The following is a 25309-nucleotide window of genomic DNA, read 5'->3' on the forward strand; positions in this document are numbered from 1 at the left end:
TGTTCCTTCCGGGAACGTCGTGGGGGAGTGCGACTTCAGGGGGTCGGCGCTGTTCCTGGGGAGTGGGATGTCACGGGGTCGGCGCTGTTCCTGGGGATGCCGCGGTGAGCGGCCGGGGGTTCAGGCGGCGGTAGCGGACGCCCAGTGCGTCCAGCCGGGCCGTGTGGTGTCCCAGGCGGGTGAGGAAGCCGGGCCAGCCGTCGCCGCCGCCGGACCAGGCGCGGTCCGCGAGGGCGCACAGCCTGGGATACGTCTGGTACTCGATCCGGTCCGGGGTGGGCGCGTACTCGGTCCACAGCTGGGCCTGCGTACCGAGCAGCCGGACCGCGTCACCCGGCTCCCAGTCGTCGGTCAGCGAGCGGTCGCCGTGCACCGTGCGCAGCTCGACCGGCGGGCCCGGCTGCGTGAGCGGTTCGCCGGGGGCGCCGGACTCCGCGTAGTCGAGGTAGGTGGCCCGGTAGTGGGCGGCGACCACCTGGTGGCCGCGGCGGGCGGCGGCGCGGGCGTGGGCCGGGTCGCGCCAGGTCATCACCGTGAATTCCGGGGGGAGTTCGGTGCCGGTCTCCGCCCAGCCGACCGGGATGCGGCCTCGCTCGGCGACGTACGCACCGATGCGGCCCATGAACCAGCCGTGCAGGGCCCGCGCGTCGGGCAGCCCCTCGGCGGCGGCCCGCTCCCGGGCCGCCGGGCTGGTCTCCCACTCGATGGTCGGGCACTCGTCGCCGCCCACGTGGATGTACGGGGACGGGAAGACGTCCATGACCTCGTCCAGCACCGTCCGGCAGAAGTCGAAGACCTCCTCGTGCACCCCGAACACCGTGTCGCACACGCCCCACCGGGTCCACACGCCGAGCCGCCTCGACGGGTCGTTGCCCAGCTCCGGATGGGCGGCCAGGGCGGCCCGGACATGGCCGGGCATCTCGATCTCCGGCACCACCCGCACCCCGCGCGCCGCCGCGTAACGGACGAGGCCGCGCAACTCCTGGGTGGTGTACGCCCCCGAGTGCGGGATGCCGTCGAAGCGCTCGACGGGGCCGCCCGGCGGACCGGCCATCGACTGGCTGCGGTGGCCGCCGATCCCCGTCAGCCTCGGATACGCGGCGACCGGCATCCGCCAGCCCTGGTCGTCGGTGAGGTGGAGGTGCAGCGTGTTCAGCTTGTGCAGGGCCATCAGGTCCACGTAACGACGCAGGTAGGAGACGGGCTGGAAGTGCCGGGCCACGTCGAGCATCGTGCCGCGCCACGGATGCGCCGGGACGTCGCTGATCTCCACGCACGGCAGGGACCATGCGCCGCCCCGCCGGGCCCCCGCCGACAGCGCCTCGGCGGGCAGCAGCTGGCGCAGGGTCTGGACCCCCCATAGCAGGCCGGCCGGGCGGGCGGCCCGCATCAGCACCGAGTCCGGGCCGATGGTGAGGCCGTACCCCTCCTCGCCGAGGCCGCTCAGCTGCGGGTCCAGGGCGAGCACGACGCGGCCGGTGGGGGAGGGGGCGAGGGGGAGCCCGGTGCCGGGGGCGAGCAGGGTGCGCAGCAGGTCGGCGGCACCCTCCGCGCCGGGGTGGGCGCGGATGCCGGTGTCCGGGGTCAGGGTGAAGCGGCCGGGGCGCGCGGAGACCTTGCGGGGGCGGGGGACGAGGGAGTGTTCGGGGCGGGGTGCGGGCATGCGGGGCCTCCGGGAGGGGGTGTGGACACGGCCGAAAGGCCCTAACCCTTGACGGCGCCGGCGGCGAAGCCGGAGGTGACATGGCGCTGGAGCAGCAGGAAGACCACCAGCGCGGGCAGGGCGAAGAGCGTGGAGGCGGCCATCGTGGCGCCCCAGTCGGTGCCGAAGGTGTTCTGGAAGGAGGACAGCCAGACCGGCAGGGTGCGGCTGTCCTGGTGCTTGATGATCAGGAAGTTGGCGTACGCGAACTCGTTCCAGGCGGTGATGAAGCCGAACAGCGAGGTGGCCATCAGTCCCGGCGCGAGCAGCGGCAGGGCCACCTTCCGGAACGCGGCGGTCCTGGTGCAGCCGTCGACCTGCGCGGCCTCCTCCAGCTCCGGCGGAATCGTCCCGATGAAGCCCCGCAGCACGATCACCGAGAACGGCAGCGTGACCATGAAGTACACGAGGGTCAGCGTCGGCAGCCGGTCCAGCATGTCCGTGTCGCGGGAGATGATGTAGACCGGGATGATCAGCGACTCCCAGGGCGCCATCTGCGCGATGAACACCATGAGCATGAACTGCCGCCGCCCCTTCCAGCGCAGCCGGGCCACCGCGTACGCCGAGGCCAGGGCGACGATCAGGGCGAGCAGGATCGAACTCACCGTCACCAGCACGCTGTTGCGCCAGAACATCCCGAAGCCGTCGGCGTGCACCGCGGTGCGGAAGTGGTCGAGCGTCCAGGTGCGCGGGAAGAGTCGCGGGTCGGACGACTGGATGTCCTTGGACGGTTTGAACGCGGTGGAGATCATCCAGTAGACGGGGAACAGGCAGACCAGGACGGTCAGCGTGGCGGCGGCGTTCAGCGGCAGCCGCCGCAGTCGGGCGCTACGGGCACGGTTCATCGGATCTCGTCCTCCTGGCGGAGCATCTGGCGGAAGTAGAGGACGAGCACCCCGGACATCAGGACCACGGTGACCATCGAGGCGGCCGAGCCGAGGTCGTAGCGCTGGCCGGCCAGCGCGGTCTGGACCGCGTACACGGGCAGGATGGTCGTCGCGTCGCCCGGCCCGCCCCGGGTCATCACCCAGATCTGGACGAACGCCTTGAACGTCCAGATCACCTCCAGTGAGAACACCAGCAGGAAGATCGGCCGGAGCACCGGCAGGGTGACCGAGCGGAAGATCCGGGCGCCGCTCGCGCCGTCCAGCCGGGCCGACTCGTACAGCTCGGTCGGGACCGTGGTCAGCCCGGAGTAGAGGGTGATCGCCGCGAACGGCACCGACTGCCACACGACCAGCAGCACCAGGATGGCGAAGGCGGCGGTGCCGTGCGCGAACCACGGATACCGGTCGAACGAGGAGAAGCCCGCACCGGTCAGCAGGTGGTTGACGATGCCGAACTCGGAGTGGAACAGCCACTGGAAGACCGTGGTGGCCGCGATCACCGGCATCGCCCAGGCCAGCACCAGCGAACTGAGCACCACCGTCCGGGCGATCCTGCTCAGCCGCTCCGTCATCAGGGCGACCAGCGTCGCGATCACCATGATGAGGACCACGTTGACCGCCATGAACAGGAAGGTGCGCCGGACGACCTGCCAGAACCGCGGATCGCCCAGCAGCGCGCGGTAGTTGCGCAGCCCGACGAATTCCGCGTCACCCGTGATCAGCTGCCGCAGCCGGAAGTCCTGGAGCGAGATCAGGACCGCCCGCAGCAGCGGATAGACCAGCAGGTAGAGCATGCCGCCGACCGCGGGTGCGATCAGGGCGTACGGCCACAGGCCGCGCGGCTCCCCGGACCGCCGCCGGGGCGGCGGTCCGGACGTGCCGGGTACGGCCCGGCGCAGGGGACTGGGGGGTGCGGTCCGTTCCCGGATGACCGACACGGCACGCCTCCTCTCCGGGGTGTGGGCGGACGGGCGGTCAGGAGCCGGAGTTCATGGCCCGGGTGATGTCGGCGGACGCCTTGGCCGCCTCCTTCGCCGGATCGCCCCCGGTGAGGACGGCGGTCATGTAGTCCTTGATCGGGTTCTCCGCCTCGACCGCGGCCCAGTTCGGGGTGTTGGGCGTGGCGTGGCCGTTCGCCGCGCCGACCGCCATCGCGGCGGCGCCCGGGTCCGCGGCGACCGCGGAGGCGAGCGTCGTCCGGTTCGGCACGTAGCTCATGGCGACCGCGAGCTTCTTCTGCCAGGTGTCGCCGGTGAGTTCCTTGATGAACGTGAGCGCGGCGTCCTGCTTCCCGGAGGCGGTGGGGATCACCAGGTCCGAGCCGCCGGTGAAGACGGCACCCGGCGTGTCGGCGGTCTTGCCGGGGATCGGGAAGAAGCCCAGCTTCCCCTTCAGGTCGGGGTTCTTCTCGATGACGACGTTGGCGCCGCCCGGGGTCGAGATGACCTGGGCGACCTTGCCCTGCGCCATCACGTCGGCCTGCGGCGGGTCGGCCTCGTCGGCGTCCTTGGGCCCCTTGCCGAGCGCCTGGAGCCGCTTGTAGAACTCCATGCCGCGCAGCGCCTCCGGGGTGTCCAGGGCGCCCTTCCACTTGCCCCCGGACTCGGTGGCGAGTTCGCCGCCCTCGTCCCAGACGAAGCCGGCCAGCGCGTACCAGGTCTGGCCCGGCAGGTAGATGCCCTGGTTGCCGCCCTTGTCGAGCTTCTCGGTGGCGGCGATCCACTGGTCGCGGGTCTTGATGGTCCTCGCGTCGACGCCGGCCTTCTCGAAGAGGTCGGTGCGGTAGATGACCACGCGGTTGGCCGCGTAGTACGGGATGCCGTACTGCTTGCCCTCGTACGACCCCGGCTCGGCGAGGCCCCCCAGCCAGTCCTTGCCGTTCAGCTCGTCCACCTTGTCGCTGAGGTCGAGCAGTCCGCCGCTCTGCGCGAACTGGGCGACCTGGGTGTTGCCGCTCTCGATGACGTCCGGGGCGTCGTTGCTGGCGAGCGCTGCGGTGATCTTCTCTCCGATGCCGTCCCACTCCTGGATCTGGATCCGGGCCCGGATGTCGGGGTGAGCCTTCTCGAAGCCCTGGACGAACTCCTTCTGGAACTGGGCCGAGACGCTGTCGCGCATCAGCCAGACGTCGATGCTGGTCCGGCCGTCACCGGACGCGTCGGAGGAGTCGTCGGACGAGCCACAGGCGCTGAGCACGGCGGCCAGCACGAGCGCGGACCCACCGGCAAGCAAGCGGTACTTCACGGTTCACCTCTGGGAGAACAGGACCTGACCACCTGACCAGTGAAGGCCGCTGGACAGCTCACCTCTTGTTGGTGGATGAAGGTGGCATGGACCAATGGAGCCGTCAAGCCCCTTGTATTCAACGGGTTTTGGGAATCTTTCGGAGGGGTGGCCCGCGAAAGCGGCTACAATCCATCTGACCAGTGGTCCAGTGGTCAGGTAGGTAACCCGCCAGAAGGGGGCAGCGCATGGACGCCGACGCATCGGGCACGGTGCTCAAACGGGAGCGGGCCCGTGACGCCATCCTGGAAATGATCGAGTCCCGGCGTCCGGGCGACGCGATCCCGTCGGAGCGATCCCTGTGCGCCACGCTCGGCGTCTCCCGGCCCACCCTGCGCGCGGCGGTGGACGAGCTGGTCGCGACGGGGCTGCTGGTGCGGGAGCACGGCCGGGGCATGTTCGTCGCCCCCGAGAAGATCACCCAGGAGCTGATCTCGGCCGACCTCGCCCTGTCGGTCCCGCAGGCGTCCGGGGCCTGGTCGAGCCGGCTGCTGGAGTTCACCACCGTCCAGGCCGGCGCCCGGGTCGGCCGGAAGCTGCGCATGTCACCGGCTGCCGACATCGTGTACGTCGCCCGGCTGCGTCTGGTCGACGGCGCCCCCATGGCCATCGAGCACCTGCACATCCGGGCCGAGCTGGTGCCCGGCCTCTCCGCCGAGGAACTGGAGAGCGGCGACCTGTACGAGCACCTGCGCGAGCGGCACGACGTGCACGTCCACGAGGCGGTCCAGGCGATCGAACCGACCGTGGTGACCCGCGCCGAGGCCCGCCTCCTGGACGTGCCCGAGCTGTCCCCGGCACTGCTCTTCGAGCGGCTGACCTCGGACATGACCGGCCGCCCCGTCGAGTACGTGCACTCGCTCTACCGGGGCGACCGCTACCGCATCGTGTCCCGGCTGGCCCTCGGCCCGGCCGCCGCCGTCGCACCGGTCGAGGGCGGCCACCATCCGGGCATCCCGCCGGGCGACTTCGCGCAGCGCGAGCCGATCACGTCCTCGACGCGGGGCGACATCCAGTCCGGGGACTGACCCGGCACCGGCGCCCGGGCAGGCGTTGCGCCCTGCGCAATGGCCGGTGCGCCTCTTGCGGTGGGCCCCGAGCAGGGCCACTGTGGCTGGCACATCCGACGCCACCAACCCCACGAGGTGCCTCGCATGACGTCCCCCACCAGCCGCCGCACCCTGCTCGGAGCCCTCCTGGCGGGCGGTGCCCTCGCCGCCGCCCCCAGCCTGCCGCGCTCCGCGCACCACCCCGCGCCCCGCCACCCCCACCACCCGCCGCACCCCGCACACCCCGCCACCACCAGCACCGGCACCCTCTACCTCGGCACCTACACCTCGACCAGCCCGGGCGGCACCGGCGTCGGCGTCGCCGCGTACGACCCGGAGACGGCGGGCATCACCGCCCGCACCGTCGTCACGGGCGTCGAGAACCCGTCGTACCTCGCCCTCCACCCCTCGGGCGCCACGCTCTACGCGGTGGACGAGCAGCAGGACGGCGGCGTCACCGCGATCGCCCTCGTCGGTGACGGCACCTTCCGCGTCCTGGGCACCCGGTCCACCGGCGGCGCCGGACCCTGTCACCTCTCGGTCCACCCGGGCGGGCGGTGGCTGCTGAGCGCCAACTACACCTCGGGCAGCGTCGCCGTGCACCCCCTGGCCGAGGACGGATCGGTGGGGGAGCGCACCGACCTGGTCGCGCACAGCTCGCCCGCCCCCGGACCGGGGCAGGGCGGCCCGCACGCGCACCAGATCATCACCTCGCCCGACGGCGCCCACGTGCTCGCCGTCGACCTCGGGAACGACACGGTGTACACGTACCGGCTGGACGAGACGCGCGGCACCCTGGCGCAGGTCTCGTACGCCGCGCTGCGGCCGGGCGCCGGGCCCCGCCACCTCACCTTCCACCCCGACGGGCGCCACGCCTACCTGGCCTGCGAGCTCGACAACACGGCGGTGGTCTGCGGGTACGACCCCGCTACGGGCGCGCTGACCCCGGGGGACCCGCAGTCCACCGGCACGGGCTCCGGCACCAGCTACCCCGCGCAGTTCCTGGTCACCGGCGACGGCCGGTTCGCCTACCTCGCCAACCGGGGCCACAACAGCATCACCCGGTACGCGATCGAGGACGGCGGGGCCGCGCTGCGCCTGCTCGACACGGTGCCCGTGGGCGGCGACTTCCCCCGGCACACCGCGTTCTCGCCGGACGGCGCCCTGCTCTTCGCCGCCAACCAGCGGTCCGGCACCGTCACCGCCTTCCGGGTGGACGCCGCGTCCGGCGCCCTGACCGCGGTCGGGACCCCGTACGCGGCCCCGGCGGCCGTCTGCGTGCTGCCGGTGCGGGGGCGTTAGGGTCGAGCCCGAGCCGCAGGTCGCACCGGACGCGGTGCGACGTATCAGGGAGGCACCATGCGCTTGAGAGTGGAGTTCACCACCGAGCCCTTCGATCTGGACGAGGCGCCCGCGCACGCGGTCGTGGCGCGCGAGGTCATCCAGGGGGCCGAACTGGACGCCGTCGACGTCGGTCCGTTCGGCAACACGGCGGAGGGCGGCGCCGACCAGGTGCTCACGGCGGTGGACAGCCTGCTGCGGCAAGCGCTGGCATCGGGTGCCACCCGGGTCTCGCTCCAGGTCAACGTCATCGGGGAGGACCCGAAGTGACCGGACCGGTGGACCACCCCCTCGTCACCGCGGTGAAGCCGCTCGTGGACGCGATGGGGGCCGAGCTCGTCGGCCCCGGCGAGGCGCACCCCGACGACGTGGTGCTGGCCTGGGAGGGCGAGGACGTCGTGGCGGTCCGGCTGCCGCAGCTCTCGGAGTCGCTGGACCACATCCTGGCCGCGATGGAGCGCCGGCACGGCATGCCGCTGGCCGAGCTCGACCGCAAGGCCAAGCAGGAGGCGGTCCGGCTGCTGGAGGCACGCGGTGCCTTCTCCGTACGCCATGGGGTCGAGACCGTGGCGGGGGCGCTGGGCGTCTCCCGGTTCACCGTGTACAACTACCTGAACAGGGAAAACGGCGCCAAGAGCGGGTAGTTGGGACACACTCGCACCGGCTGCCGATGCATGATCGATCAAGCCGCCGCCCGGACCACCGGGCGGCGGCTCTTTCTGTATACGGAATTTCAACAAACTGTTGACGTCGTGTTGCGGAGGGCGTTAGCTATCCGCAGCCCGACCGACGCACAGCGAAGAACAGCCACGGAGGCTCCCGTGACTTCGAGCTCCACGCCGGGCCTCGCCCGGCTCAACACCCAGGCGGACGCGGACGCGGCCGCCGCACTGCACGAGGTGTGTGCCAGTGCGGCATGGGGACGAGCGATCCTCGCCCACCGCCCGTACGCCACCACCGAAGCCCTGCTCTCCGCGAGCGACACCGCCACGGCGGCACTCGGCGCGGAGGACCTGGCCGAGGCCATGGCCGGTCACCCGCCGATCGGCCGCCCGAAGCCCGGGGACCCGACCTCCTCCCGCGAACAGCGGGGGATGGCCGGGGCCTCCGAGGAGCTCAAGGCCGAGATGCTCGAACTCAACCTGGCCTACCAGGAGCGGTTCGGACACGTCTTCCTGATCTGTGCCACCGGCGCCACCGGTGAGCAGATGCGCGACGCGGTGAAGTCCCGCATCGGGAACTCGCCCGAGCAGGAGCGGGGGATCGTGCGCACCGAACTGGGCAAGATCAACCGCATCCGCCTCACCCGCCTCGTCACGGAAGACGCGTAACACAAGGAGAGCCTTGAGCACCATCGCCACCGCATCGGTGTCCACCCACATCCTGGACACCAGCATCGGCCGCCCCGCCGCGGACGTCGCCGTCTCGCTCGCCGCCCGCAAGGGCGCCGACGCCGAGTGGGTGACGCTCGGAGGCTCCGCGACCGATGCGGACGGGCGCTGCAAGGACCTGCCGGCCCTGCCGGAGGGCACCACCCACGTACGGCTCGACTTCGAGACCGAGCCGTACTTCACAGCCAAGAAGCAAGCCGAGGCGCAGCAGGACGCCCCCCGCGTAAGGGACAGCGGCGCGTTCTTCCCCGAGGTGGCGATCACTTTCGCCGTCACCCCGGGCGAGCACTACCACGTACCGCTGCTGCTCAACCCGTTCGGCTACTCCGTATACCGAGGGAGCTAGCAGACACATGCCCACGATTCTCGGCCAGAACCAGTACGGCAAAGCAGAGAACCGCGTCGTCAGGATCACGCGGGACGGCGACACCCACCACATCAAGGACCTGAACGTTTCGGTCGCGCTCTCCGGCGAGATGGACGACGTCCACTACTCCGGCTCCAACGCGCACGTCCTGCCCACGGACACCACCAAGAACACGGTGTTCGCGTTCGCCAAGGAGCACGGGATCGAGTCCGCCGAGCAGTTCGGCATCCACCTCGCCCGCCACTTCGTGACCTCGCAGGAGCCGATCAAGACGGCGCGCATCCGCATCGAGGAGTACGCCTGGGAGCGCATCGCCACCTCGGACGCCAACTCCCGCTTCATCGGTTCCGACGAGGTCAAGCACTCCTTCGTCCGCAAGAACCAGGAGATCCGCACCGCCCAGATCACCTTCGACGGTGAGAAGTGGCAGGTCATCTCCGGGCTCAAGGACCTGACCGTGATGAACTCGACCAACTCCGAGTTCTGGGGCTACGTCAAGGACAAGTACACGACGCTCAAGGAGGCGTACGACCGCATCCTCGCGACCGACGTCTCCGCCCGCTGGCGCTACAACTGGACCAGCGACGAGCAGCGCGTGCCGAACTGGGAGAAGTCCTACGAACAGGCGCGCAAGCACATGCTGCACGCCTTCGCCGAGACCTACTCGCTCTCGCTCCAGCAGACCCTCTACCAGATGGGTTCGCGCATCATCAACAACCGCAGTGAGATCGACGAGATCCGCTTCTCGCTGCCGAACAACCACCACTTCCTCGTGGACTTGGAGCCCTTCGGACTAAAGAACGATACCGCCGACGGTGCAGTGTACTTCGCGGCCGACCGTCCGTACGGGCTCATCGAGGGCACCGTGCTCCGGGACGGTGTCGAGCCGCAGATCCCGGTCGACATGACCAACCTCTGACGCGGCGCCGCGCCGGTGCCCGCCCGCCCACGACGGCGGCCGGGCACCGGCCGGGCCGGAGGGAACCCTCATGGCACAGCCAGCATCCGGGCCCGCGGAAGCAGAAGGCCCCTGTTCCACCCCGCCGGAGCGTGCGGTGCATCCGGTGGACGAGAAGCTCACCCCCTCGCGGCTCCTGCCGGCCGCCCTCCAGCACATCGCCGCCATGTACGCCGGTGTCGTCACCCCTCCGCTGATCATCGGTCAGGCCGTCGGCCTCGACACGGCGGGCATGACCCGGCTCATCGCGGCGAGCCTCCTCATCGCCGGCTGCGCCACCCTGCTCCAGACCCTCGGCATCGGCGGCCTGGCCGGCAACCGGCTGCCGTTCGTCAACGCCGCGTCGTCCGCGGGCATCGCCCCGATGCTCGCCATCGCCGAGACCAACGCGCCCGGGCACCAACTCCCCGCCATCTACGGGGCGGTGCTCGTCGCAGGAGTGTTCTGCCTGGCCGTCGGGCCGTTCTTCGGCAGACTCCTGCGCTTCTTCCCGCCCCTGGTCACCGGCGTCGTCATCACCCTCATCGGGGTCACCCTGATGCCCGTGCCGGTCTCCTGGGCTCAGGGCGGCGACAAGGCGGCCCCCGACTTCGGCGACATGAAGTACCTCGCGCTCGCCGCCTTCACCCTCGTGGTGATCCTGCTGATCCAGCGCTTCGGCCGGGGCTTTCTGCGGCAAGTCGCGCTGCTCATGGGTCTGTTGGTCGGCACGCTGGCCGCCGTGCCCTTCGGGCTCGCCGACTTCTCCGCGCTGCGGGACGCCCCGGCGGCGGCCGTGCCCACCCCGTTCGCCTTCGGCGCGCCGGAGTTCCAGCCGGCCGCGATCCTCTCGTTGTGCATCGTGATGCTCGTCCTGATGACGGAGTCGTCCGCCGGGATGCTCGCCGTCGGGGAGATCTGCGACCGCCGCACCGACGGACGCACCCTCACCAGGGGCCTGCGCACCGACGGCATCGCCACCCTGATCGGCCCCGTCTTCGGCTCCTTCCCCACCAGCGCCTTCGCGCAGAACGTGGGCGTCGTCTCGCTCACCAAGGTCCGCAGCCGTTACGTCGTCGCCGCGGCCGGAGCCGCCCTGCTGGTCCTCGGGCTCTTCCCGGTGCTCGGCGCGGTCGTCTCGCTCGTCCCGATGCCCGTGCTCGGCGGCGCCGGGATCGTCCTCTTCGGCTCGATCGCGGTCAGCGGCATCCGTACGCTCTCCGAAGCCGGCCTGGACGACAGCTCCAACATCATCCTGGTCGCCGTGGCCCTCGGCGCGGGCATCGTCCCGCTCGCCGCGCCCGGGTTCTACGCCGACTTCCCGTCCTGGGCCCAGACCGTCCTGGGCTCCGGAATCAGTGCGGGAGCGCTCGTCGCGGTCCTGCTCAACCTGTTCTTCCACCATCTCGGCACCCACGGCCGCACGGCCGTGGCACTCAAATCCTCCTAGGGTCCTGCCGTGCCCACATCCCGCATGAGAGAAGGAAGCACCATGGCAGCACCGGCAGCCCCCGACCGGGTGGAGCGCATCGTCATCGAGAACTGCTCGATCGCGACCGTCGACGCCGCCGACACCGAGTACGCCTCGGGCCACGTCGTCGTCGCCGGGAACCGCATCGAGTCCGTCGGCGCCGGCCGGGCACCCGAGGGCCTGGAGAACGTCGTACGCCGCATCGACGGAACCGGCCACCTGGCCACCCCCGGCCTGATCAACACGCACCACCACTTCTACCAGTGGATCACCCGGGGCCTCGCCACGGACCACAACCTCTTCAACTGGCTGGTCGCGCTGTACCCGACGTGGGCGCGGATCGACGAGCCGATGGCCCGTGCCGCCGCGCAGGGCTCGCTCGCCATGATGGCGCTCGGCGGCGTCACCACCGCGATGGACCACCACTACGTCTACCCGAAGGGCTCCGGCGACCTGTCCGGCGCCATCATCGGGGCCGCCCGCGACATGGGCGTGCGCTTCACCCTCGCCCGGGGCTCCATGGACCGCAGCGAGAAGGACGGCGGGCTGCCCCCGGACTTCGCGGTGGAGACCCTGGAAGGCGCGCTCGCCGCCACCGAGGCGACCGTCGACGCCCACCACGACGCCTCCTTCGACGCGATGACCCAGGTCGCCGTCGCGCCCTGCTCGCCGTTCTCCGTATCCACCGAACTCATGCGCCAGGGCGCCGAACTGGCCCGCCGGAAGGGCGTGCGGCTGCACACCCACGGCTCGGAGACCGTGGAGGAGGAGAAGTTCTGCCACGAGCTGTTCGGCATGGGCCCGACCGACTACTTCGAGTCCACCGGCTGGCTCGGCGAGGACGTGTGGATGGCGCACTGCGTCCACATGAACGACTCCGACATCGCCGCCTTCGCCCGCACCGGCACCGGCGTCGCCCACTGCCCGTCCTCCAACGCCCGCCTCGCCGCGGGGATCGCCCGCGTCCCGGACATGCTCGCCGCGGGCGTCCCGGTCGGCCTGGGCGTCGACGGCACCGCGTCCAACGAGTCCGGCGAACTCCACACCGAACTGCGCAACGCCCTCCTCATCAACCGCCTCGGCCCGCACCGCGAACGCGCCCTGAACGCCCGTCAGGCGCTGCGCCTCGGCACCTACGGCGGCGCCCAAGTCCTGGGCCGGGCCGCGCAGACCGGCTCGCTGGAGGCGGGCAAGCTGGCCGACCTGGTCCTCTGGAAGCTGGACACCCTCGCCCACGCCTCCATCGCCGACCCGATCACCGCGCTCGTCTTCGGCGCCGCCGCCCCGGTCACCCTGTCGCTGGTCGACGGCAAGCCGGTCGTGGAGTCCGGCCGCCTGGTCACCGCGGACGAGGAGGCCATCGCCCGCGCCACCCGCGACGAGGCCCGCCGCCTCGCGCAGATCGCCGCCGGAGCCTGACGCCCGGCGGCCCCGAAAACGGCCGGCCGAGGGGGACGGCCCTCGGCCCGGCCGCCGCGGACCCGAGCGGGGTCCGCGGCAACCGGGGCGGGAGGCGCGCCGCGCACGCGTACGCGCCTCCCGCCCCGGCGATCCCGGCTGCCCGCACCAGCCGTACGACCTGCCTCACCGCACCACCGCAGCACACGGGGCCCGGTCCGGCGGACCGGCCCCGGCACCACCTCCCTGAACCCCACGTCACCGCCGACGTGTAACCGACCGGAGGAACCGCCGTGGCAGCTACGCCCAGGTTTCGCGACGACGCAAGTGCGACCCCCCACCCCGACGGAGCGCCCGGGGCGGCCCCGTCCGACCGGAAGCATCCGGTCGATGAGACCCTCCCCCCGCTGAAGATGTTCACCAGCGGCCTCCAGCACGTGGCCGCGATGTACGCGGGCGTGGTGGCCCCGCCCATGATCGTGGGGCCCGCCGTGGGCCTCAGCCCCAAGGAGACCGCGTTCCTGATGGGAGCGAGCCTGTTCACCGCGGGCATAGCCACCCTGCTCCAGACGCTCGGCTTCTGGCGGATAGGCGCCCGACTGCCGTTCGTCAACGGCGTCTCGTTCGCCGGTGTGACCCCGATGGTGGCCATCGGCAAGGACCGGGGGCACGACGGGATCGCCGTCATCTTCGGCGCGATCATCGTGGCGAGCCTCCTCGGCTTCGTCCTCGCGCCGTACTTCTGCAAACTGGTGCGCTTCTTCCCGCCCGTGGTCACCGGCACGGTCATCACCCTGATCGGCGTCTCGCTGCTGCCGGTCGCCTTCAACTGGTCCCAGGGCGGCAACGCGACCGCCCACGACTACGGGTCCACCACCAACATCACCATGGCGGCGGTCACCCTCGTCGTCGTGCTGGCGCTGCGCAAACTGCTGCGCGGCTTCCTCCAGCAGATCGCCATCCTGCTGGGCCTGATCATCGGCACGCTCATCGCGATCCCCGTCGGCATCACCGACTTCGGCGCCATCAGGAACGCGGACGCGATCGGCTTCCCCACCCCGTTCCACTTCGGCGCGCCGCAGTTCGAGATCGCCGCGATCGTCTCGATGAGCATCGTGATGCTGGTCTGCATGACCGAGTCCACGGCGGACATGCTGGCCCTCGGCAAGATCGTCGACCGCCCCGCCGACGAACGGACCATCGAGGGCGGACTGCGCGCCGACACCCTGGGCAGCGCCATCAGCCCGCTGTTCAACGGCTTCATGTGCAGCGCGTTCGCGCAGAACATCGGCCTGGTCGCGATGACCAAGGTGCGCAGCCGCTTCGTGGTCGCGGCCGGCGGCGGCATCCTGATCCTGCTCGGCCTGGTCCCGGTGGCCGCGTCCGTCATCGCGCTGGTGCCGCTGCCGGTCCTCGGCGGCGCGGGCATCGTCCTGTTCGGGTCGGTCGCCGCGAGCGGCATCCAGACCCTGGCCGGCGCCGCGCTGGAGAAGGGCGAGAACGCGCTGATCGTCGCGGCCGCCGTCGGGGTCGGGCTGATACCCATCGCGGCGCCCGACTTCTACCACGCCTTCCCGAAGGACCTCCTCGTCGTCCTCGACTCGGGCATCTCCACCGGCTGCGTCGTGGCGATCCTCCTCAACCTGGCCTTCAACCACCTCGGCCGGAAGCCGGACCCGGAGGCCGGGACCGCGCCCGGCGGCCACGACCCGGTGAAGGCGATGGAGGTGGCCGCCCACTGACGTACAGTCGGCCGACTGTGGCGCGTGCGGGGGTTGGCCGTACGCGCCACAGCCGGTTCAGTCGATGTGGAAGTCGTCCCCGTACACCTGCCAGTCGAGCGGCGGGTCCAGGTTCAGATTGCCGTTCCGCAGGAAGACCCGCTGGGCGTCGTCCACCCGGCTGGTGTCCGAGTGGGCCTCCTCCTGCTTCATGGCCCGGACCCGTTCGTCCAGGAAGGCGTCGAGGAAGGCCACCTCGTCACCGCCCCGGGCCGGCGGCTTGGCCCGTGCCAGCGCCCGCTGCCGGATGGAACCGAAGCTCGCGCTGTCGTCACCGTCGCCGTGCATCACCATGGCGTCGTAGTACGCGAACTGGCCGAGCGTGCCCAGCCCGTCGCTCCTGCCCCGGCTGACGGCCGGGTCGAAGTACACCCGGTCGCGCTCGTCGTCCTGCGCCCGCCGGAAGCCGGGGTCCCGGGCGGCCGTCTTCCAGGCCTCCTGGAAGCCCGGGTCCAGTCCGTCGTGCGAGTCGCCGCCGTCCACCTCGCGCAGGGCCGGCAGATACCCGGCCAGTACGTTGTCCGGCTTGCGCCGGGTGTACAGCTCCACCAGGTCGAGCATGTCGCCGGTGCCGGAGCAGAAGCCGATGATGCCCGCGGTGTAGCCGCGGCCGTCGCCGATGTCCTCGATGTAGCCGTACTGCGCCTTCCAGTCCAGCGTGGAGTTCTCCGCGCTGGAGACCAGTTGCATGGCGATGTCCTTCTTCGCCGGGTCGTCGAGACCGGCCGAGGCGGTGGCGGGCACCTTGCACTCCTTCGCATCTGGCGAGTCGAGCCGCGGACCCCCAGGCTACGGGCCCTTGATCTCGTAGCTGTCCCCGTACACCTTCCAGGCCAGCGGAGGGTCCAGATCCAGATTGCCCCGGTCCAGGAACACGCGTTGCGCGGTCTCGACCCGGCTGGTGTCGCTGTGCGAGGGCTCCTCCCGGATCGCGTCGACGCGGGCGTCGAGGAAGGCGTCGAGATACGAGGTCTCGTCACCGCCGTCGGCGGGGGTCCTGGCCGCGTCGAGCGCCTGACTCCGGATCGTACGGAAACCGGTGGTGCCGTCCGCGTCGGCCTCCCCGTGCATCACGTACGCGTCGTAGTAGACGAACTGGCCCAGCGTGCCCAGCCCGTCCTGCTTCGCGCGGCGCACCGCAGGATCGAAGTACGAGGCGTCCCGCTCGGCGTCCTGCGCCTCCCGGAACCTGGTGTCGCCCGCCGCCTCGGCCCAGGCCCGGGTGAACGGGGAGCCGAGCCCCGTGTGCGCGTCGCTGCCCTTCACCTTCCGGAGCGCGGGCAGGAACCGTTCCAGCGCGTTGCCCGGCCGGGACTCCGCGTACCGCTCCACGACCCGGAGCATGTCGCCGGTGCCGGAGCAGAAGCCGATGATGCCGCCCGTGTAGCCGCGGCCGTCACCGATGTCCTCGATGTAGCCGTACTGCGCCTTCCAGTCCAGTGTCGAGTTCTCCGCGCTGGAGACCAGTTGCATGGCGATGTCCTTCTTCGCCGGGGCCGCGAGCCCGTCCGCCCCGTCCTTGCCGGACGAACCCCCGGCCTGGGCGCAGCCGGAGAGTGTGGTGGCCGACATCAGGAGGGCGGCGAGCGGGGTGACCAGGGCGCGCGGAGTGAGCTTCACCGGTCCAGCCTGCCAGGCCAGGGGCGTGTTCCCGGCGCATTCGGCGGTAGCGTCGGGGGCATGGATGATCAGTCTGTGGTGGATGTCGGCGACGTGCGGCTGGCGTACCGGAGCTGGGGTGACCCCTTCGGGTCCCCCGTCGTACTGCTGCACGACCTCGGCGCGAGCGCGGCGAGCTGGGAAGCGGCCGGGAGCCTGCTGGGGCGGGAGTGGCGGGTGTACGGAATCGACCTGCGCGGCCACGGCGAGAGCGACTGGCCCGACGACTACGACCTGGAACTGATGCGCGACGACGTGCTCGGGTTCCTGGACGAGTGCGAACTGGACCGGGCCGGTGTGGTCGGCCACGGCATGGGCGGGGTCGTCGCCCACCTCCTCGCCCAGGAGCACCCGGACCGGGTGGAGCGGCTGGTGCTGGTGGAGACCCCGCCGCCGTTCCCCGGGGCGGCGGGCCCGGCCGTCGAGCCGGACGGGCCCGCCGACTACGACGAGGCGGTGCTCGCGTCGGTCAACGGCGAGCTGGCGGACCCGGATCCGGCGTGGGCGCGGGGCCTCGGGGAGATCGTCGCGCCGACGCTGATGCTGGCGGGCGGACCGGCGAGCACGATGCCGCAGGGGCGCCTCCAGGACATGGCGTCGATGATCCCCGACTGCCACCTGGTCACGATGGGCGGCGGACACCGTCCGCACGAGGCCGATCCGGAGCAGACGGCTCAGCGGATCACGGAGTTCTTCACGAGCTGAGGGAGCGCGCTCCGGCGCGGGCGCCGAGGGCGTGCGCCGTCGGCGCCCTCAGGCCCCCGGCCGCCAGTCCGGCCGCCGCCCGCCCCTGGCCACCGCCCGGTCCAGCAGCGGCGCGTCGTCCGCGACCGGCACCGGCGGTCCGAACGGGGCGGGGTCGTCGCCCTGGTCGGCCAGCAGGGCGAGCGTGTTGCGCAGGTGGGCCTCGTCGGCGTCGAAGGGCTGCCCGGTCGCCTTCGCGAGGTCCCAGCCGTGCAGGACCAGCTCGTTGAGCGCGACCATCCCCGCGACCTGGCCGGGCAGGTCCACGCCGCCCGCCCTGGTCATGCCCTCCCAGGCGTCGGGGGCCCGCCAGGCGGCCACCATCCCGTCGAGCGCCGCGGGCAGCGTGGTGCGCCAGCCGGATCCGAGGACGCCGGTCTCCACGGAGGGCGCCGAGTCGGTGGCCGGTCCCGGCTCCTTGCGGGCGGCGTCGCGGAAGGCGACGGCCAGGCCCTCGATATGGGCGAGGAGGGCGCCCACGGTCACGCCTGGGCAGGGGGTCGCGGCCCCCAGCGCCGCGTCGTCCACGGCGTCGAGCTGTGCGGTGATCCGGCGCGCGGCCGGTTCGAGGTCGAGCGGTTGTGTGTCCATAGCAGTGCAGACTGCCGGACCGCCGCCCACTCATCGGTCAGCGCACCACGTGTCCCCGCAGAACGATCCGGCCGGGGTGGTCGAGCACCGCCGGATCGGCGGCCGGGTCGGTGTCGTACGCGACGAGGTCGGCCGGCGCCCCGTCCACCAGACCCGGCAGGCCGAGCCAGGACCGGGCCGTCCAGGACGCCGCGCCGAGCGCCGCCTCGGCCGGCAGCCCGGCCCGGAGCAGCCAGGACGCCTCGCTCGCGACGGTCCCGCAGGGGAACGAATCGGTGCCGGCCAGCACCGTGACGCCCGCCTCGTGGGCGGCCCGGACGTTGCCGGACATGCCCTCCCAGCCGGACAGCCACAGATCGCGGCGCACGCTCGGCTCCCGCGCCCTCATCGCGTCCACGCCCCTGCCGAACGCCGCCAGCGTCGGGACGAACGCCGTGCCCTGCGCCGCCATCCGGTCCAGCAGCCCGGGGTCCAGATGCATGCCGTGCTCCAGGCTGTCCGCCCCCGCGAGGACCGCGTTGCGGGTCCCCTCGGCGGTCTGGCAGTGCACCGCGACCTTGCCGCCCGCCGCGTGGACGGCGGTCACCACCTCGGTGAGCAGGGCGAGCGGCACCGCGGGCTCGTCCAGCCGCCAGTCCCCGACGACCTTGCACCAGCCGGAGGAGGCCGCGGACTCCTCCACGGCCGCCCGGACGAGCTCCGCCTCGCTCACGTCCCGGCCGAAGCCGGGGAAGAACCGGCCGGGTGTGGCCAGCCACCGGCCCGCCGACGTGACCCGGGGCAGCTCCGGATCGTCGTCCACCCAGGACGGCATCCGCGCGGCCGTGCCCGGGGTGCGGACGGCGAGGACCCCGGCGTCGCGGTGCTCGCGCAGCTGCTCGCGGAGCATGTCGTCGTCGAACGGGACGGCCGTGTCCACCGTCCCGGGGTGGGTGTGCACGTCGACCAGGCCCGGCAGCAGCCAGCCCCCGTCCACCACCGTCTCGGCGTGCCGCCCGGCGGACCCGCCCGGCGGGGTGCCCTCCCGCAGCACCTCGCCGTCGATCCAGAACGTCCGCTCCTCGCGTTCCGGCAGAACCACACCTCGTATGCACAGCATCCGCCGACGGTACGTCAACCGCCGCGCCCCGAGCGCCGGGTGGGGGCACACCGGCACATTGCGGAAGGTTCGGCTCCGGGCTCTTGTCGGAGGGGCCCGGCCCATGCGATACAGGTCTGGACCATTGCTCCTGGACGGAAGGCACCACCGTGCGATCCCCTCACACGCGTCGCGCGCCGGCTTGCGCCGCCGCCCTGCTCCTCGCCGCACTCGCCACGGCCTGCGGCTCCGGCTCGGGTTCCGACTCCGAGGCCCGCGGGGACACCAGCAGGCCCACCGCCCCGCGCGGGGTCACGGTGCAGGCGAGCAGCGCCACCTCCGCGCACGTGATGTGGAAGGCCGCCACCGACGACACGGCCGTCACCGGCTACGAGGTCTACCGGGAGGGCAAGAAGGTCAAGGCCGTCCCCGCGTCCAAGGTGATGATCGACGTGGAGGGGCTCACCGCGTCGACCGCCTACAGCTTCACCGTCCGCGCCCGCGACGCCGCCGGCAACCTCTCCGCGCCCAGCGCGGTCGTCCGCGTCACCACCCCCGCCCCCACGCCCGCCGACCACGGGCCCCCCACCCGGCCGGTGAAACTGCGCGGCAAGGCCGACGGCAACCGGGCCGCCACCCTCTCCTGGGGCGGCTCCACGGACGACATCGGCGTCACCGCGTACGACATCTACCAGGAGGGCACCCGCATCCACACCGTGCCGGGGACCGGAACCACGGCACGGCTGACCGGGCTGCGCCCCGGCACGGCCTACACCTTCACCGTGCGGGCCCGCGATGCCGCGAACACCTCCTCGCCGGACAGCAACGCCTTCCACCTCACCACCGCGTCGGCCCCCGGAGCCCCGGCGAACACCGCACCCACCGGCCTGCGGGCCACGACCAAGGTCCAGGGCAAGGAGTACGCCGTCGACCTGGAGTGGGCACCGCCCAAGGCGTACGGCGAGATCCGCACGTACCAGCTGTACCTGGACGGCAAGATGACCACCACCATCGCCTGGGGCGACGAACCGCCCACCGAACGGGCGACCTACCAGTACACCACCGCCGAACCGCGCGGCACCAGCCACGCGATCACGCTGCGCGCCCAGCTGCCCGACGGCAAGTGGGGCGACTTCTCGGACCCGCTCACGGTGGTCCTCGGCAAGTGAGCCCGCGTCAGAGGGGGACGCGGACCGTCTCGATCCACCTGGGCGGCTGCGGGGCGTCCGCCCCGATGAGCGCGGCGACGAGCCTGCACGAGGGCGACTCGTCCGGCCACGGGGTGTACCCGTCGGTGAGGACCACCACGATGCCGGGCCGCTCCGGGGCGGCCAGGGCCCTCGCGATGCCCACCCGCATGTCCGTGCCGCCGCCCCCGCCCAGCGCGACCTGGTCGGCGGAGGTCACCCGCGAGACGGCGTGCACATCGGCGTCGCAGGCCAGCACGGAGACCCGGTTGCCCCGGATGCCCACCTCCCGGAGCACCCCGGTGACCTCGCCCAGCGCGGCCGCCAGTTCGTCGTCGCCCATCGAGCCCGAGGTGTCGACGACGACGGCCACCCGGGGCAGCGGGCGGCGCAGCGTCGGCAGGACGACGCCGCGCAGGGCCGCGCTGCGCCGGGACGGGCGGCGGTAGGTGTAGTCCACGGCCCCGGAGGCCCAGGCCGCCGCCTCCCGTACCGCTCCGGCGAGCGCCTGCCGCCAGTCCACGGTCGGCTCCAGGACCTCTTCGGCCCACCGCCGCCAGCCCGCCGGCAGGGTGCCCCGGGTGCGCTGGTGGGCCCGCATCGACTCGGCCGTACGCCTCCGCAGCGCCTCCGCCTCCGTCGTGCCCAGCGGGGACGGCCCCTCCGCACCGGGCAGCTCCCACGGCTCGGGGCGGCCGTGCGCGCCCGAACCGCAGTTGTGCGGCGGCGGTCCCGGCGGCAGCGCGGGCAGGTACGTCTCGAAGAGCTGACCGGTCGGCAGCCCGAAGAGCCCCGGCTCCACCCGCCCCTCCGGCAGCGCCAGTCCGTCGCTGATCAGGTCGTCGTTGATCTCGCAGTCCTGGGCCACGTTGACCCGGTGCGCGTCGCGCTGGTCGGCCGCCGGGAGCCGGGCCGCACGGCCGTGGTGGTCGCGCAACAGATGCGCGACCTCGTGCACCCACACCCCGGCCAGCTCGGCCACCGGCGTCCGCGCCACGAAGGCGGGCGACACATAGCACCGCCAGTGCCGGTCCACGCCCATCGTCGGCACCCGGTCGCTCTCGACCACCGACAGCGCGTACAACGCCGTCGCGAGATAGGGGCGGTCGCTCGCCGCCCGGTACCGCGCGGCGAGCAGTTTGGTGTGGTCCAGCGGGAGCCGCGCGGGTACGGCCATGGCCTCAGGCGCTTCCCGGCAGCGCGCCGGAGAGCTGGAGGAGTTCCAGGAAGGCGTCGATGCCCTCCGGCACCGGCCAGTCGGGGTCCCGCATCGACGCCAGGTCCACCGCCGCCCGCGCGGCCACGTCCGGGACGCCCGCCGCGACGGCCTTCGCCAGCACCGCCCAGCCCGCCTCCCAGCGGGGCCGGGTCAGTTCGGCCTGGACGGCGGCCACCACCGCGATCAGGAACGCCAGTTGCCGGTCGCCGCGGTCGGGCAGCGCGAAGGCGTCCGGATCGGCCAGCACCCGGTCCGGATCGGGCAGGTCCAGGTTCTCCAGGTACGACAGGAGCTCGATGCCCGCCCCGTCCCCGACGGCCCCCGTCAGGGCGGCGGCGACGGCGTCCCGGCCGGTGCCGGTCGCGTAGCCGGTGGCGAGCAGCCGCAGCGCCATGTCCCAGGTCCGGGGCGACGGCCAGGCCCTGCCCCGGCCCTCCGCGTCGGCCGGGAGGTGGTGCACCAGACCGGGGCGCGCGGTGAGGAATCCGGAGACCGCGCCCCGGGCCCGGGCCACCGCACCGGCGGTCCGGGCGGGGTCGACCACGGGAACGGGCGCCTCGGGCCAGGTGCCGGCCATGCCGCGTGCCACGGTGCGCGGGTCGTGCGTCCAGGACAGGTGCACGAAGCGGTTGGCGAGCGGGGGGCTCAGGTGCCAGCCGTCCGCCGCGCTCGACGGCGGATTGGCCGCCGCGACGATGCGCACGGCGTCGGGGAGCTTCAGGCTGCCCACCCGGCGTTCCAGGACGACCCGCAGCAGGGCGGCCTGCACGGCCGGGGGAGCGGAGGACAACTCGTCGAAGAACAGCAGCCCCTGGCCCTTGCGGGCGAGCCGGACCGCCCAGTCCGGCGGCGCCATCGGGACCCCGGTCGTGGCCGGGTCGTCCCCGACGACGGGCAGCCCCGCGAAGTCGGACGGCTCGTGCACGCTGGCGATGACGGTCTCCAGGTCCAGGCCGAGGCCCGCGGCGAGCTGTTCGAGCCCGGCCGACTTCCCGATGCCCGGCTCGCCCCAGAGCAGCACCGGCTGATTGGCGGTCACCGCCAGGCCCAGCGCTTCGAGCTGTGGGTTGGCGACCGTCTCGGTGCGGGTGGCGCGCAGCCGCCGGTTGAGCGCGTCGGCGGCGTCCAAGGGGTGCGGCGGCGCCTGCGGGGGGACGCCCGGGGCCACGGTGCTCACGCGTCCTCACCTTCCTCTTGCTCGTCGGCGTCGTAGTCGTCCTCGTCGTCGTTCCACTCGTCCCACCACTCCGAGCCGACGTCCGGGTGCTCCTTCAGCACGCGTTCCGCGAGGAACCGCAGATCGGTCCGCCGGTACTTGCGGATCATCTGTTCCAGCGAGAGTTCGGTCTGGTCGCTCACGTCGATCCGGGCGCCCGCGTCGAGCAGGTCCCGGACGAGTGCCGCCGTCCCGCCCCCCGAGACGGCGACGCTCAGCGGGGTGCGCTCGCGGTGGTCCCTGGCCTCCAGGTCGAGGCCGGCCGCCAGCAGCCGGGGGAGCAGCACGGTGTGGTCGAGCAGGGGCAGGACGTGGAGCAGCGTGTGCCTGCCGCCGTCCCGGACGCGCGGGTCGACGCCCGCGTCCAGCAGTGCCAGGACCCCGGCCGTGTCGCCGTGCTGGGCGCGCAGGAAGAGGTCGCGCCGCTGGGCGGCCAGCGCCCTGGGCAGCCGGCCCGTCCCGGTGCGGCAGGTGTGCTCGACGGCGAAGCAGCCGGTGACCGCCCCGCCGAACGCGCGCAGGGCGCTCTCCCGCTGCCGTTCCTGCGCGGTGTGCGGGGAGTCCAGCGTCCCGTCCCGGAAGCGGACCTCGTGCCAGTCGCCCCGGCAGCGCACCCGCACCGGGGCGGGCGGTGTGACCCCCGGCGGACCGGACGGCCCCCGGTGGTCCGGGAAGAGCGACCGGGCCACCAGCGGATGCAGGTCCGCCGGGGTCTGGACGCCGTCGCTGAGCAGGTCCAGGTCGGGCAGCCTGCGCCAGAGCGCCTCGGGGAGGAAGGCCGCGCCCGTGGCGGCCTCGCGGGTGACGACCTTGACCCGCAGCCGGCCGCCGAGGCCGGGGCCGGGGCCGGTGAAGTCGAGCAGGACGCGGGCCCGCCAGTCGTGGCCGATCTGGAACCGCTCCGCCGTGCCGAGCGCGGCGAACCGGCGCACCTCCGCCGCCAGCCGGGGCACGTCCAGCGCGAGACCGGCCACGATCGTCTCGGGGGCGGTCCGGTAGTACGAGGGCATCTCCGGGGGTGTCGGGTCCCACTCGGCCCCGGCCGCGGCCAGCGCCTCGGCCACGCGGCCCTCGTGGTGCAGCAGGTTCAGCCACTCGGCGCGGGCCACCGCGTCGCCGTCGCCCGGGTCGCCGTGCGGCAGCCGGGCCACCGGAAGCGGTGTGCCGTCTGCGGCGAGGAACGGCAGCCGGTCCGCGCCGCCGGCCCGGGCGCGCAGTTCGTGCGCCCGGCTCGCGCGCCACAGGTGCCCGAGAGGCCTCCAGTCGTCGGTGAGGTCGGCCGTGGCCCGGCGCCGCAGCGGGCCGAACCGGAGCGGGACGCGTTGAGGACCGTCGGCCATGGGCGGCGTGGACAGGTGGAGGAAGGCGTCCGGCGCGGAGCCGTAGGACGCGAGGAGGACGGTCCGGTCGGTCGCCAGGGTCGAGCGGCCCGCGAGGATGCGGGGCAGGTGCCAGCGCAGCAGGTCCGGCACCAGGTCCCGGAGGTCGGCGAGGAGGGCTTCGGCGACCTCGGTGCCGTACCGGGCGGAGACCTGGTCCGGGTCGACGCGGACGTCGAAGCCGGCCGCCGTGCAGGCCCCGCGCCAGTCGCCGGCCTCCCGCAGGGCGGCGGACTCCTCGATCACGGAGCGCGGCACGGCGTAACGCCGGACCTGGCGCCAACTGGACGCCTCCTGCGGAGACAGGAACGGCCGGACGTCCCGAGGGTTCATCGGTACAGGCTCCTGACCGCGCGCAGATCGGCGTGTGCCCCGCCGTCCGGGCGCAGCAGTGCCGCGAAGGAGCGCTTCACCCGGCGCGGCAGCCCGGGGCCCAGGCCCACGTACTCCAGCCGGGACCCGGGCGCGACGGCGGCGAGCAGGGTCTTCGCGCCACGGCCGGTCAGCCCGGTGTGGCTGAGTTCGAGGCGGCGCAGCGGACTGCCGGGCAGCGCCTCGGCCAGCGCGTGCGCCCCGAGGTCCCCGGTGGCGTTGGGCGGGGCGCCCAGGCTGCGTTCCGAGGGCGGCCGGCCCAGGTCGAGCGCCTCGATCCCGTCGAGCGCACCGGCCAGGGCGCGGGCTCCGTCGGGCCCGATGCCGTTGCCGCCCAGGCCGAGCCGGATCGGGCGGGCGGGGTCGGCGGCGCCCGCGAGGACGGCGGCGCCCTCGTCGCCGAGGTGGTTGGACGGGAGGTAGAGCTCCCGCACCCCCGCGTCCAGGATCAGCCGGGCCAGCAGCGGCGCGGCGTCGGCGCCCAGGCCGTTCCCGCCGAGGAAGAGCCGTTCGACGGGGCGCGGACGGGTGCTCAGGACGTCCAGCAGGGCGGCCAGTCCGTCGGCCGTGACCCCGGTGTTGACCAGGTCCAGGGTGCGCAGGGCGGTGTTGCGGCGCAGCATCGGCACCAGGGCGCGGACGCCCGCGTCGCCGAGGGGGTTGCGCTTGAGCCAGAGGGCCCGGGCGGTGACGTCGTCGGCCAGGGCGGAGGCGAGGGCGGTGGCCCCCGCGACGCCGATGCGGTTGCAGCCGAGGTAGAGGGTGTGCAGCCCGTGCCCGGACCGGGCCACCGCCGCGGCCACGGCCGAAGCGCCGTCGTCGCCGAGCGAGTTGGTGCCGAGCAGTACGTGGGTGGCGTGCGGGGAGCGGGCGACGGCGGGCATGATCCGGGCGGCGCCCGCCGCACCGAGTCCCTGCTTGCAGAGATCGACCCGCCCGTCGGCGCGCAGCGCGCCCAGCGGGAACGTCTCGTCCGCCTCCACGGGCTCCGCCGCCGCCAGGCGGTCGAGCAGCGCCCCGAGCAGCGCCGGATCGGCGAGGGGCAGGTCCGGATGTTCAATGGCCGGACAGCGCACCGGCATCGGCTGCGACATCACTTACCCCCGTCTGTGAAAAGGCGGCAAGACCGGTCGGATTCGAACCGACGTCCTCCAGCTTGCTGCTAGGTGTTCTGTCCCGGGAGGTTGTGGACGGGTGATGCACGTCTCGACTGAGGGATCTTGAATGGGTGAGGGCCTTCCGGGTTCGGTGTGGATT

Annotated in this window: 24 protein-coding genes; 12 read left to right on the forward strand and 12 right to left on the reverse strand. The window is 73.0% G+C overall.

Annotated features, from left to right (window positions below; translation table 11 throughout):
• Positions 1 to 70: 70 nt before the first annotated feature.
• From AB0L33_RS28040 to AB0L33_RS28055, 4 genes are read right to left on the reverse strand one after another with little or no spacing between them, the layout of a single operon-like run.
• The gene (locus AB0L33_RS28040) at positions 71 to 1663 is read right to left on the reverse strand and encodes a beta-N-acetylhexosaminidase (RefSeq protein WP_365685845.1); all 1593 of its coding nucleotides are present in this window, start codon (positions 1661 to 1663) and stop codon (positions 71 to 73) included.
• A 41-nt stretch (positions 1664 to 1704) separates the two neighbouring features.
• Entirely contained in the window at positions 1705 to 2547 is an 843-nt protein-coding gene (locus tag AB0L33_RS28045) for a carbohydrate ABC transporter permease (protein WP_365685847.1), read from the reverse strand.
• A complete protein-coding gene (locus AB0L33_RS28050; protein ID WP_365685849.1) occupies positions 2544 to 3527 on the reverse strand; it encodes a sugar ABC transporter permease in 984 nt (327 codons plus the stop codon). The genes AB0L33_RS28045 and AB0L33_RS28050 overlap by 4 nt, the downstream gene beginning before the upstream one ends.
• A 37-nt stretch (positions 3528 to 3564) precedes the next feature.
• Positions 3565 to 4833 carry an extracellular solute-binding protein gene (locus tag AB0L33_RS28055; protein WP_365685851.1) on the reverse strand — a complete coding sequence of 423 codons (1269 nt, stop codon included), beginning with the start codon at positions 4831 to 4833 and terminating at the stop codon, positions 3565 to 3567.
• A gap of 227 nt (positions 4834 to 5060) precedes the next feature.
• Here AB0L33_RS28055 and AB0L33_RS28060 point away from each other — a divergent pair, with 227 nt between their 5' ends.
• The 10 genes from AB0L33_RS28060 (at position 5061) to AB0L33_RS28105 (ending at position 14568) form a co-directional block, all read left to right on the forward strand.
• Entirely contained in the window at positions 5061 to 5900 is an 840-nt protein-coding gene (locus AB0L33_RS28060; protein WP_365685852.1) for a GntR family transcriptional regulator, read from the forward strand.
• Between the two features lie 126 nt (positions 5901 to 6026).
• Positions 6027 to 7223, forward strand: a complete 1197-nt coding sequence (locus AB0L33_RS28065) for a lactonase family protein (RefSeq protein ID WP_365685853.1) — start codon at positions 6027 to 6029, stop codon at positions 7221 to 7223.
• A 57-nt stretch (positions 7224 to 7280) separates the two neighbouring features.
• The gene (locus AB0L33_RS28070; protein WP_143618285.1) at positions 7281 to 7532 is read left to right on the forward strand and encodes a hypothetical protein; all 252 of its coding nucleotides are present in this window, start codon (positions 7281 to 7283) and stop codon (positions 7530 to 7532) included.
• Positions 7529 to 7906 carry a helix-turn-helix domain-containing protein gene (locus AB0L33_RS28075; RefSeq protein WP_265539551.1) on the forward strand — a complete coding sequence of 126 codons (378 nt, stop codon included), beginning with the start codon at positions 7529 to 7531 and terminating at the stop codon, positions 7904 to 7906. Before AB0L33_RS28070 ends, AB0L33_RS28075 begins: the two co-directional genes overlap by 4 nt.
• A gap of 177 nt (positions 7907 to 8083) precedes the next feature.
• Positions 8084 to 8593: a 2-oxo-4-hydroxy-4-carboxy-5-ureidoimidazoline decarboxylase gene (gene uraD / locus AB0L33_RS28080; RefSeq protein WP_365685855.1), complete on the forward strand. Its 510-nt coding sequence runs from the start codon at positions 8084 to 8086 to the stop codon at positions 8591 to 8593.
• A 13-nt stretch (positions 8594 to 8606) separates the two neighbouring features.
• Positions 8607 to 8999 carry a hydroxyisourate hydrolase gene (gene uraH / locus AB0L33_RS28085; RefSeq protein WP_365685857.1) on the forward strand — a complete coding sequence of 131 codons (393 nt, stop codon included), beginning with the start codon at positions 8607 to 8609 and terminating at the stop codon, positions 8997 to 8999.
• A gap of 7 nt (positions 9000 to 9006) precedes the next feature.
• On the forward strand, positions 9007 to 9939 hold the full coding sequence (gene pucL / locus AB0L33_RS28090) for a factor-independent urate hydroxylase (RefSeq protein ID WP_365685859.1): 933 nt from the start codon (positions 9007 to 9009) through the stop codon (positions 9937 to 9939).
• Positions 9940 to 10009: 70 nt separating this feature from the next.
• The gene (locus AB0L33_RS28095; protein ID WP_365685861.1) at positions 10010 to 11407 is read left to right on the forward strand and encodes a nucleobase:cation symporter-2 family protein; all 1398 of its coding nucleotides are present in this window, start codon (positions 10010 to 10012) and stop codon (positions 11405 to 11407) included.
• A gap of 42 nt (positions 11408 to 11449) precedes the next feature.
• Entirely contained in the window at positions 11450 to 12847 is a 1398-nt protein-coding gene (locus AB0L33_RS28100; protein WP_365685863.1) for an 8-oxoguanine deaminase, read from the forward strand.
• A 386-nt stretch (positions 12848 to 13233) separates the two neighbouring features.
• Positions 13234 to 14568: a nucleobase:cation symporter-2 family protein gene (locus AB0L33_RS28105; protein ID WP_365685884.1), complete on the forward strand. Its 1335-nt coding sequence runs from the start codon at positions 13234 to 13236 to the stop codon at positions 14566 to 14568.
• Positions 14569 to 14625: 57 nt separating this feature from the next.
• On the opposite strand, the gene AB0L33_RS28110 is transcribed toward AB0L33_RS28105, so the two are convergent.
• On the reverse strand, positions 14626 to 15297 hold the full coding sequence (locus AB0L33_RS28110) for a chitosanase (protein WP_365685886.1): 672 nt from the start codon (positions 15295 to 15297) through the stop codon (positions 14626 to 14628).
• 99 nt (positions 15298 to 15396) lie between these two features.
• Positions 15397 to 16227 carry a chitosanase gene (locus AB0L33_RS28115; RefSeq protein WP_365685864.1) on the reverse strand — a complete coding sequence of 277 codons (831 nt, stop codon included), beginning with the start codon at positions 16225 to 16227 and terminating at the stop codon, positions 15397 to 15399.
• Between the two features lie 60 nt (positions 16228 to 16287).
• Here AB0L33_RS28115 and AB0L33_RS28120 point away from each other — a divergent pair, with 60 nt between their 5' ends.
• Positions 16288 to 16971: an alpha/beta hydrolase gene (locus AB0L33_RS28120; RefSeq protein ID WP_365685866.1), complete on the forward strand. Its 684-nt coding sequence runs from the start codon at positions 16288 to 16290 to the stop codon at positions 16969 to 16971.
• A 48-nt stretch (positions 16972 to 17019) separates the two neighbouring features.
• Here the strand turns inward: AB0L33_RS28120 and AB0L33_RS28125 are convergent, their stop codons facing one another.
• Both AB0L33_RS28125 and AB0L33_RS28130 read right to left on the reverse strand, forming a co-directional pair.
• Positions 17020 to 17601, reverse strand: a complete 582-nt coding sequence (locus tag AB0L33_RS28125) for a TIGR03086 family metal-binding protein (RefSeq protein ID WP_365685867.1) — start codon at positions 17599 to 17601, stop codon at positions 17020 to 17022.
• 37 nt (positions 17602 to 17638) lie between these two features.
• The gene (locus tag AB0L33_RS28130) at positions 17639 to 18700 is read right to left on the reverse strand and encodes an amidohydrolase family protein (protein WP_365685869.1); all 1062 of its coding nucleotides are present in this window, start codon (positions 18698 to 18700) and stop codon (positions 17639 to 17641) included.
• Between the two features lie 149 nt (positions 18701 to 18849).
• Between AB0L33_RS28130 and AB0L33_RS28135 the strand changes: the two genes are divergently transcribed.
• Positions 18850 to 19848, forward strand: a complete 999-nt coding sequence (locus AB0L33_RS28135) for a fibronectin type III domain-containing protein (protein WP_365685872.1) — start codon at positions 18850 to 18852, stop codon at positions 19846 to 19848.
• Between the two features lie 7 nt (positions 19849 to 19855).
• Here AB0L33_RS28135 and AB0L33_RS28140 read toward each other — a convergent pair whose 3' ends face one another.
• Genes AB0L33_RS28140 through AB0L33_RS28155 form a run of 4 tightly spaced genes read right to left on the reverse strand, consistent with a single transcriptional unit; the run spans position 19856 to position 25146 of the window.
• Positions 19856 to 21043 carry a VWA-like domain-containing protein gene (locus AB0L33_RS28140; RefSeq protein ID WP_365685874.1) on the reverse strand — a complete coding sequence of 396 codons (1188 nt, stop codon included), beginning with the start codon at positions 21041 to 21043 and terminating at the stop codon, positions 19856 to 19858.
• 4 nt (positions 21044 to 21047) lie between these two features.
• Positions 21048 to 22262: an AAA family ATPase gene (locus AB0L33_RS28145; RefSeq protein ID WP_365685875.1), complete on the reverse strand. Its 1215-nt coding sequence runs from the start codon at positions 22260 to 22262 to the stop codon at positions 21048 to 21050.
• A complete protein-coding gene (locus AB0L33_RS28150; protein WP_365685877.1) occupies positions 22259 to 24013 on the reverse strand; it encodes an ankyrin repeat domain-containing protein in 1755 nt (584 codons plus the stop codon). The genes AB0L33_RS28145 and AB0L33_RS28150 overlap by 4 nt, the downstream gene beginning before the upstream one ends.
• Entirely contained in the window at positions 24010 to 25146 is a 1137-nt protein-coding gene (locus AB0L33_RS28155; protein WP_365685879.1) for a gala protein, read from the reverse strand. The genes AB0L33_RS28150 and AB0L33_RS28155 overlap by 4 nt, the downstream gene beginning before the upstream one ends.
• Positions 25147 to 25309 lie beyond the last annotated feature (163 nt).

The organism is Streptomyces sp. NPDC052299, assembly GCF_040679335.1.
Lineage (GTDB): Bacteria > Actinomycetota > Actinomycetes > Streptomycetales > Streptomycetaceae > Streptomyces.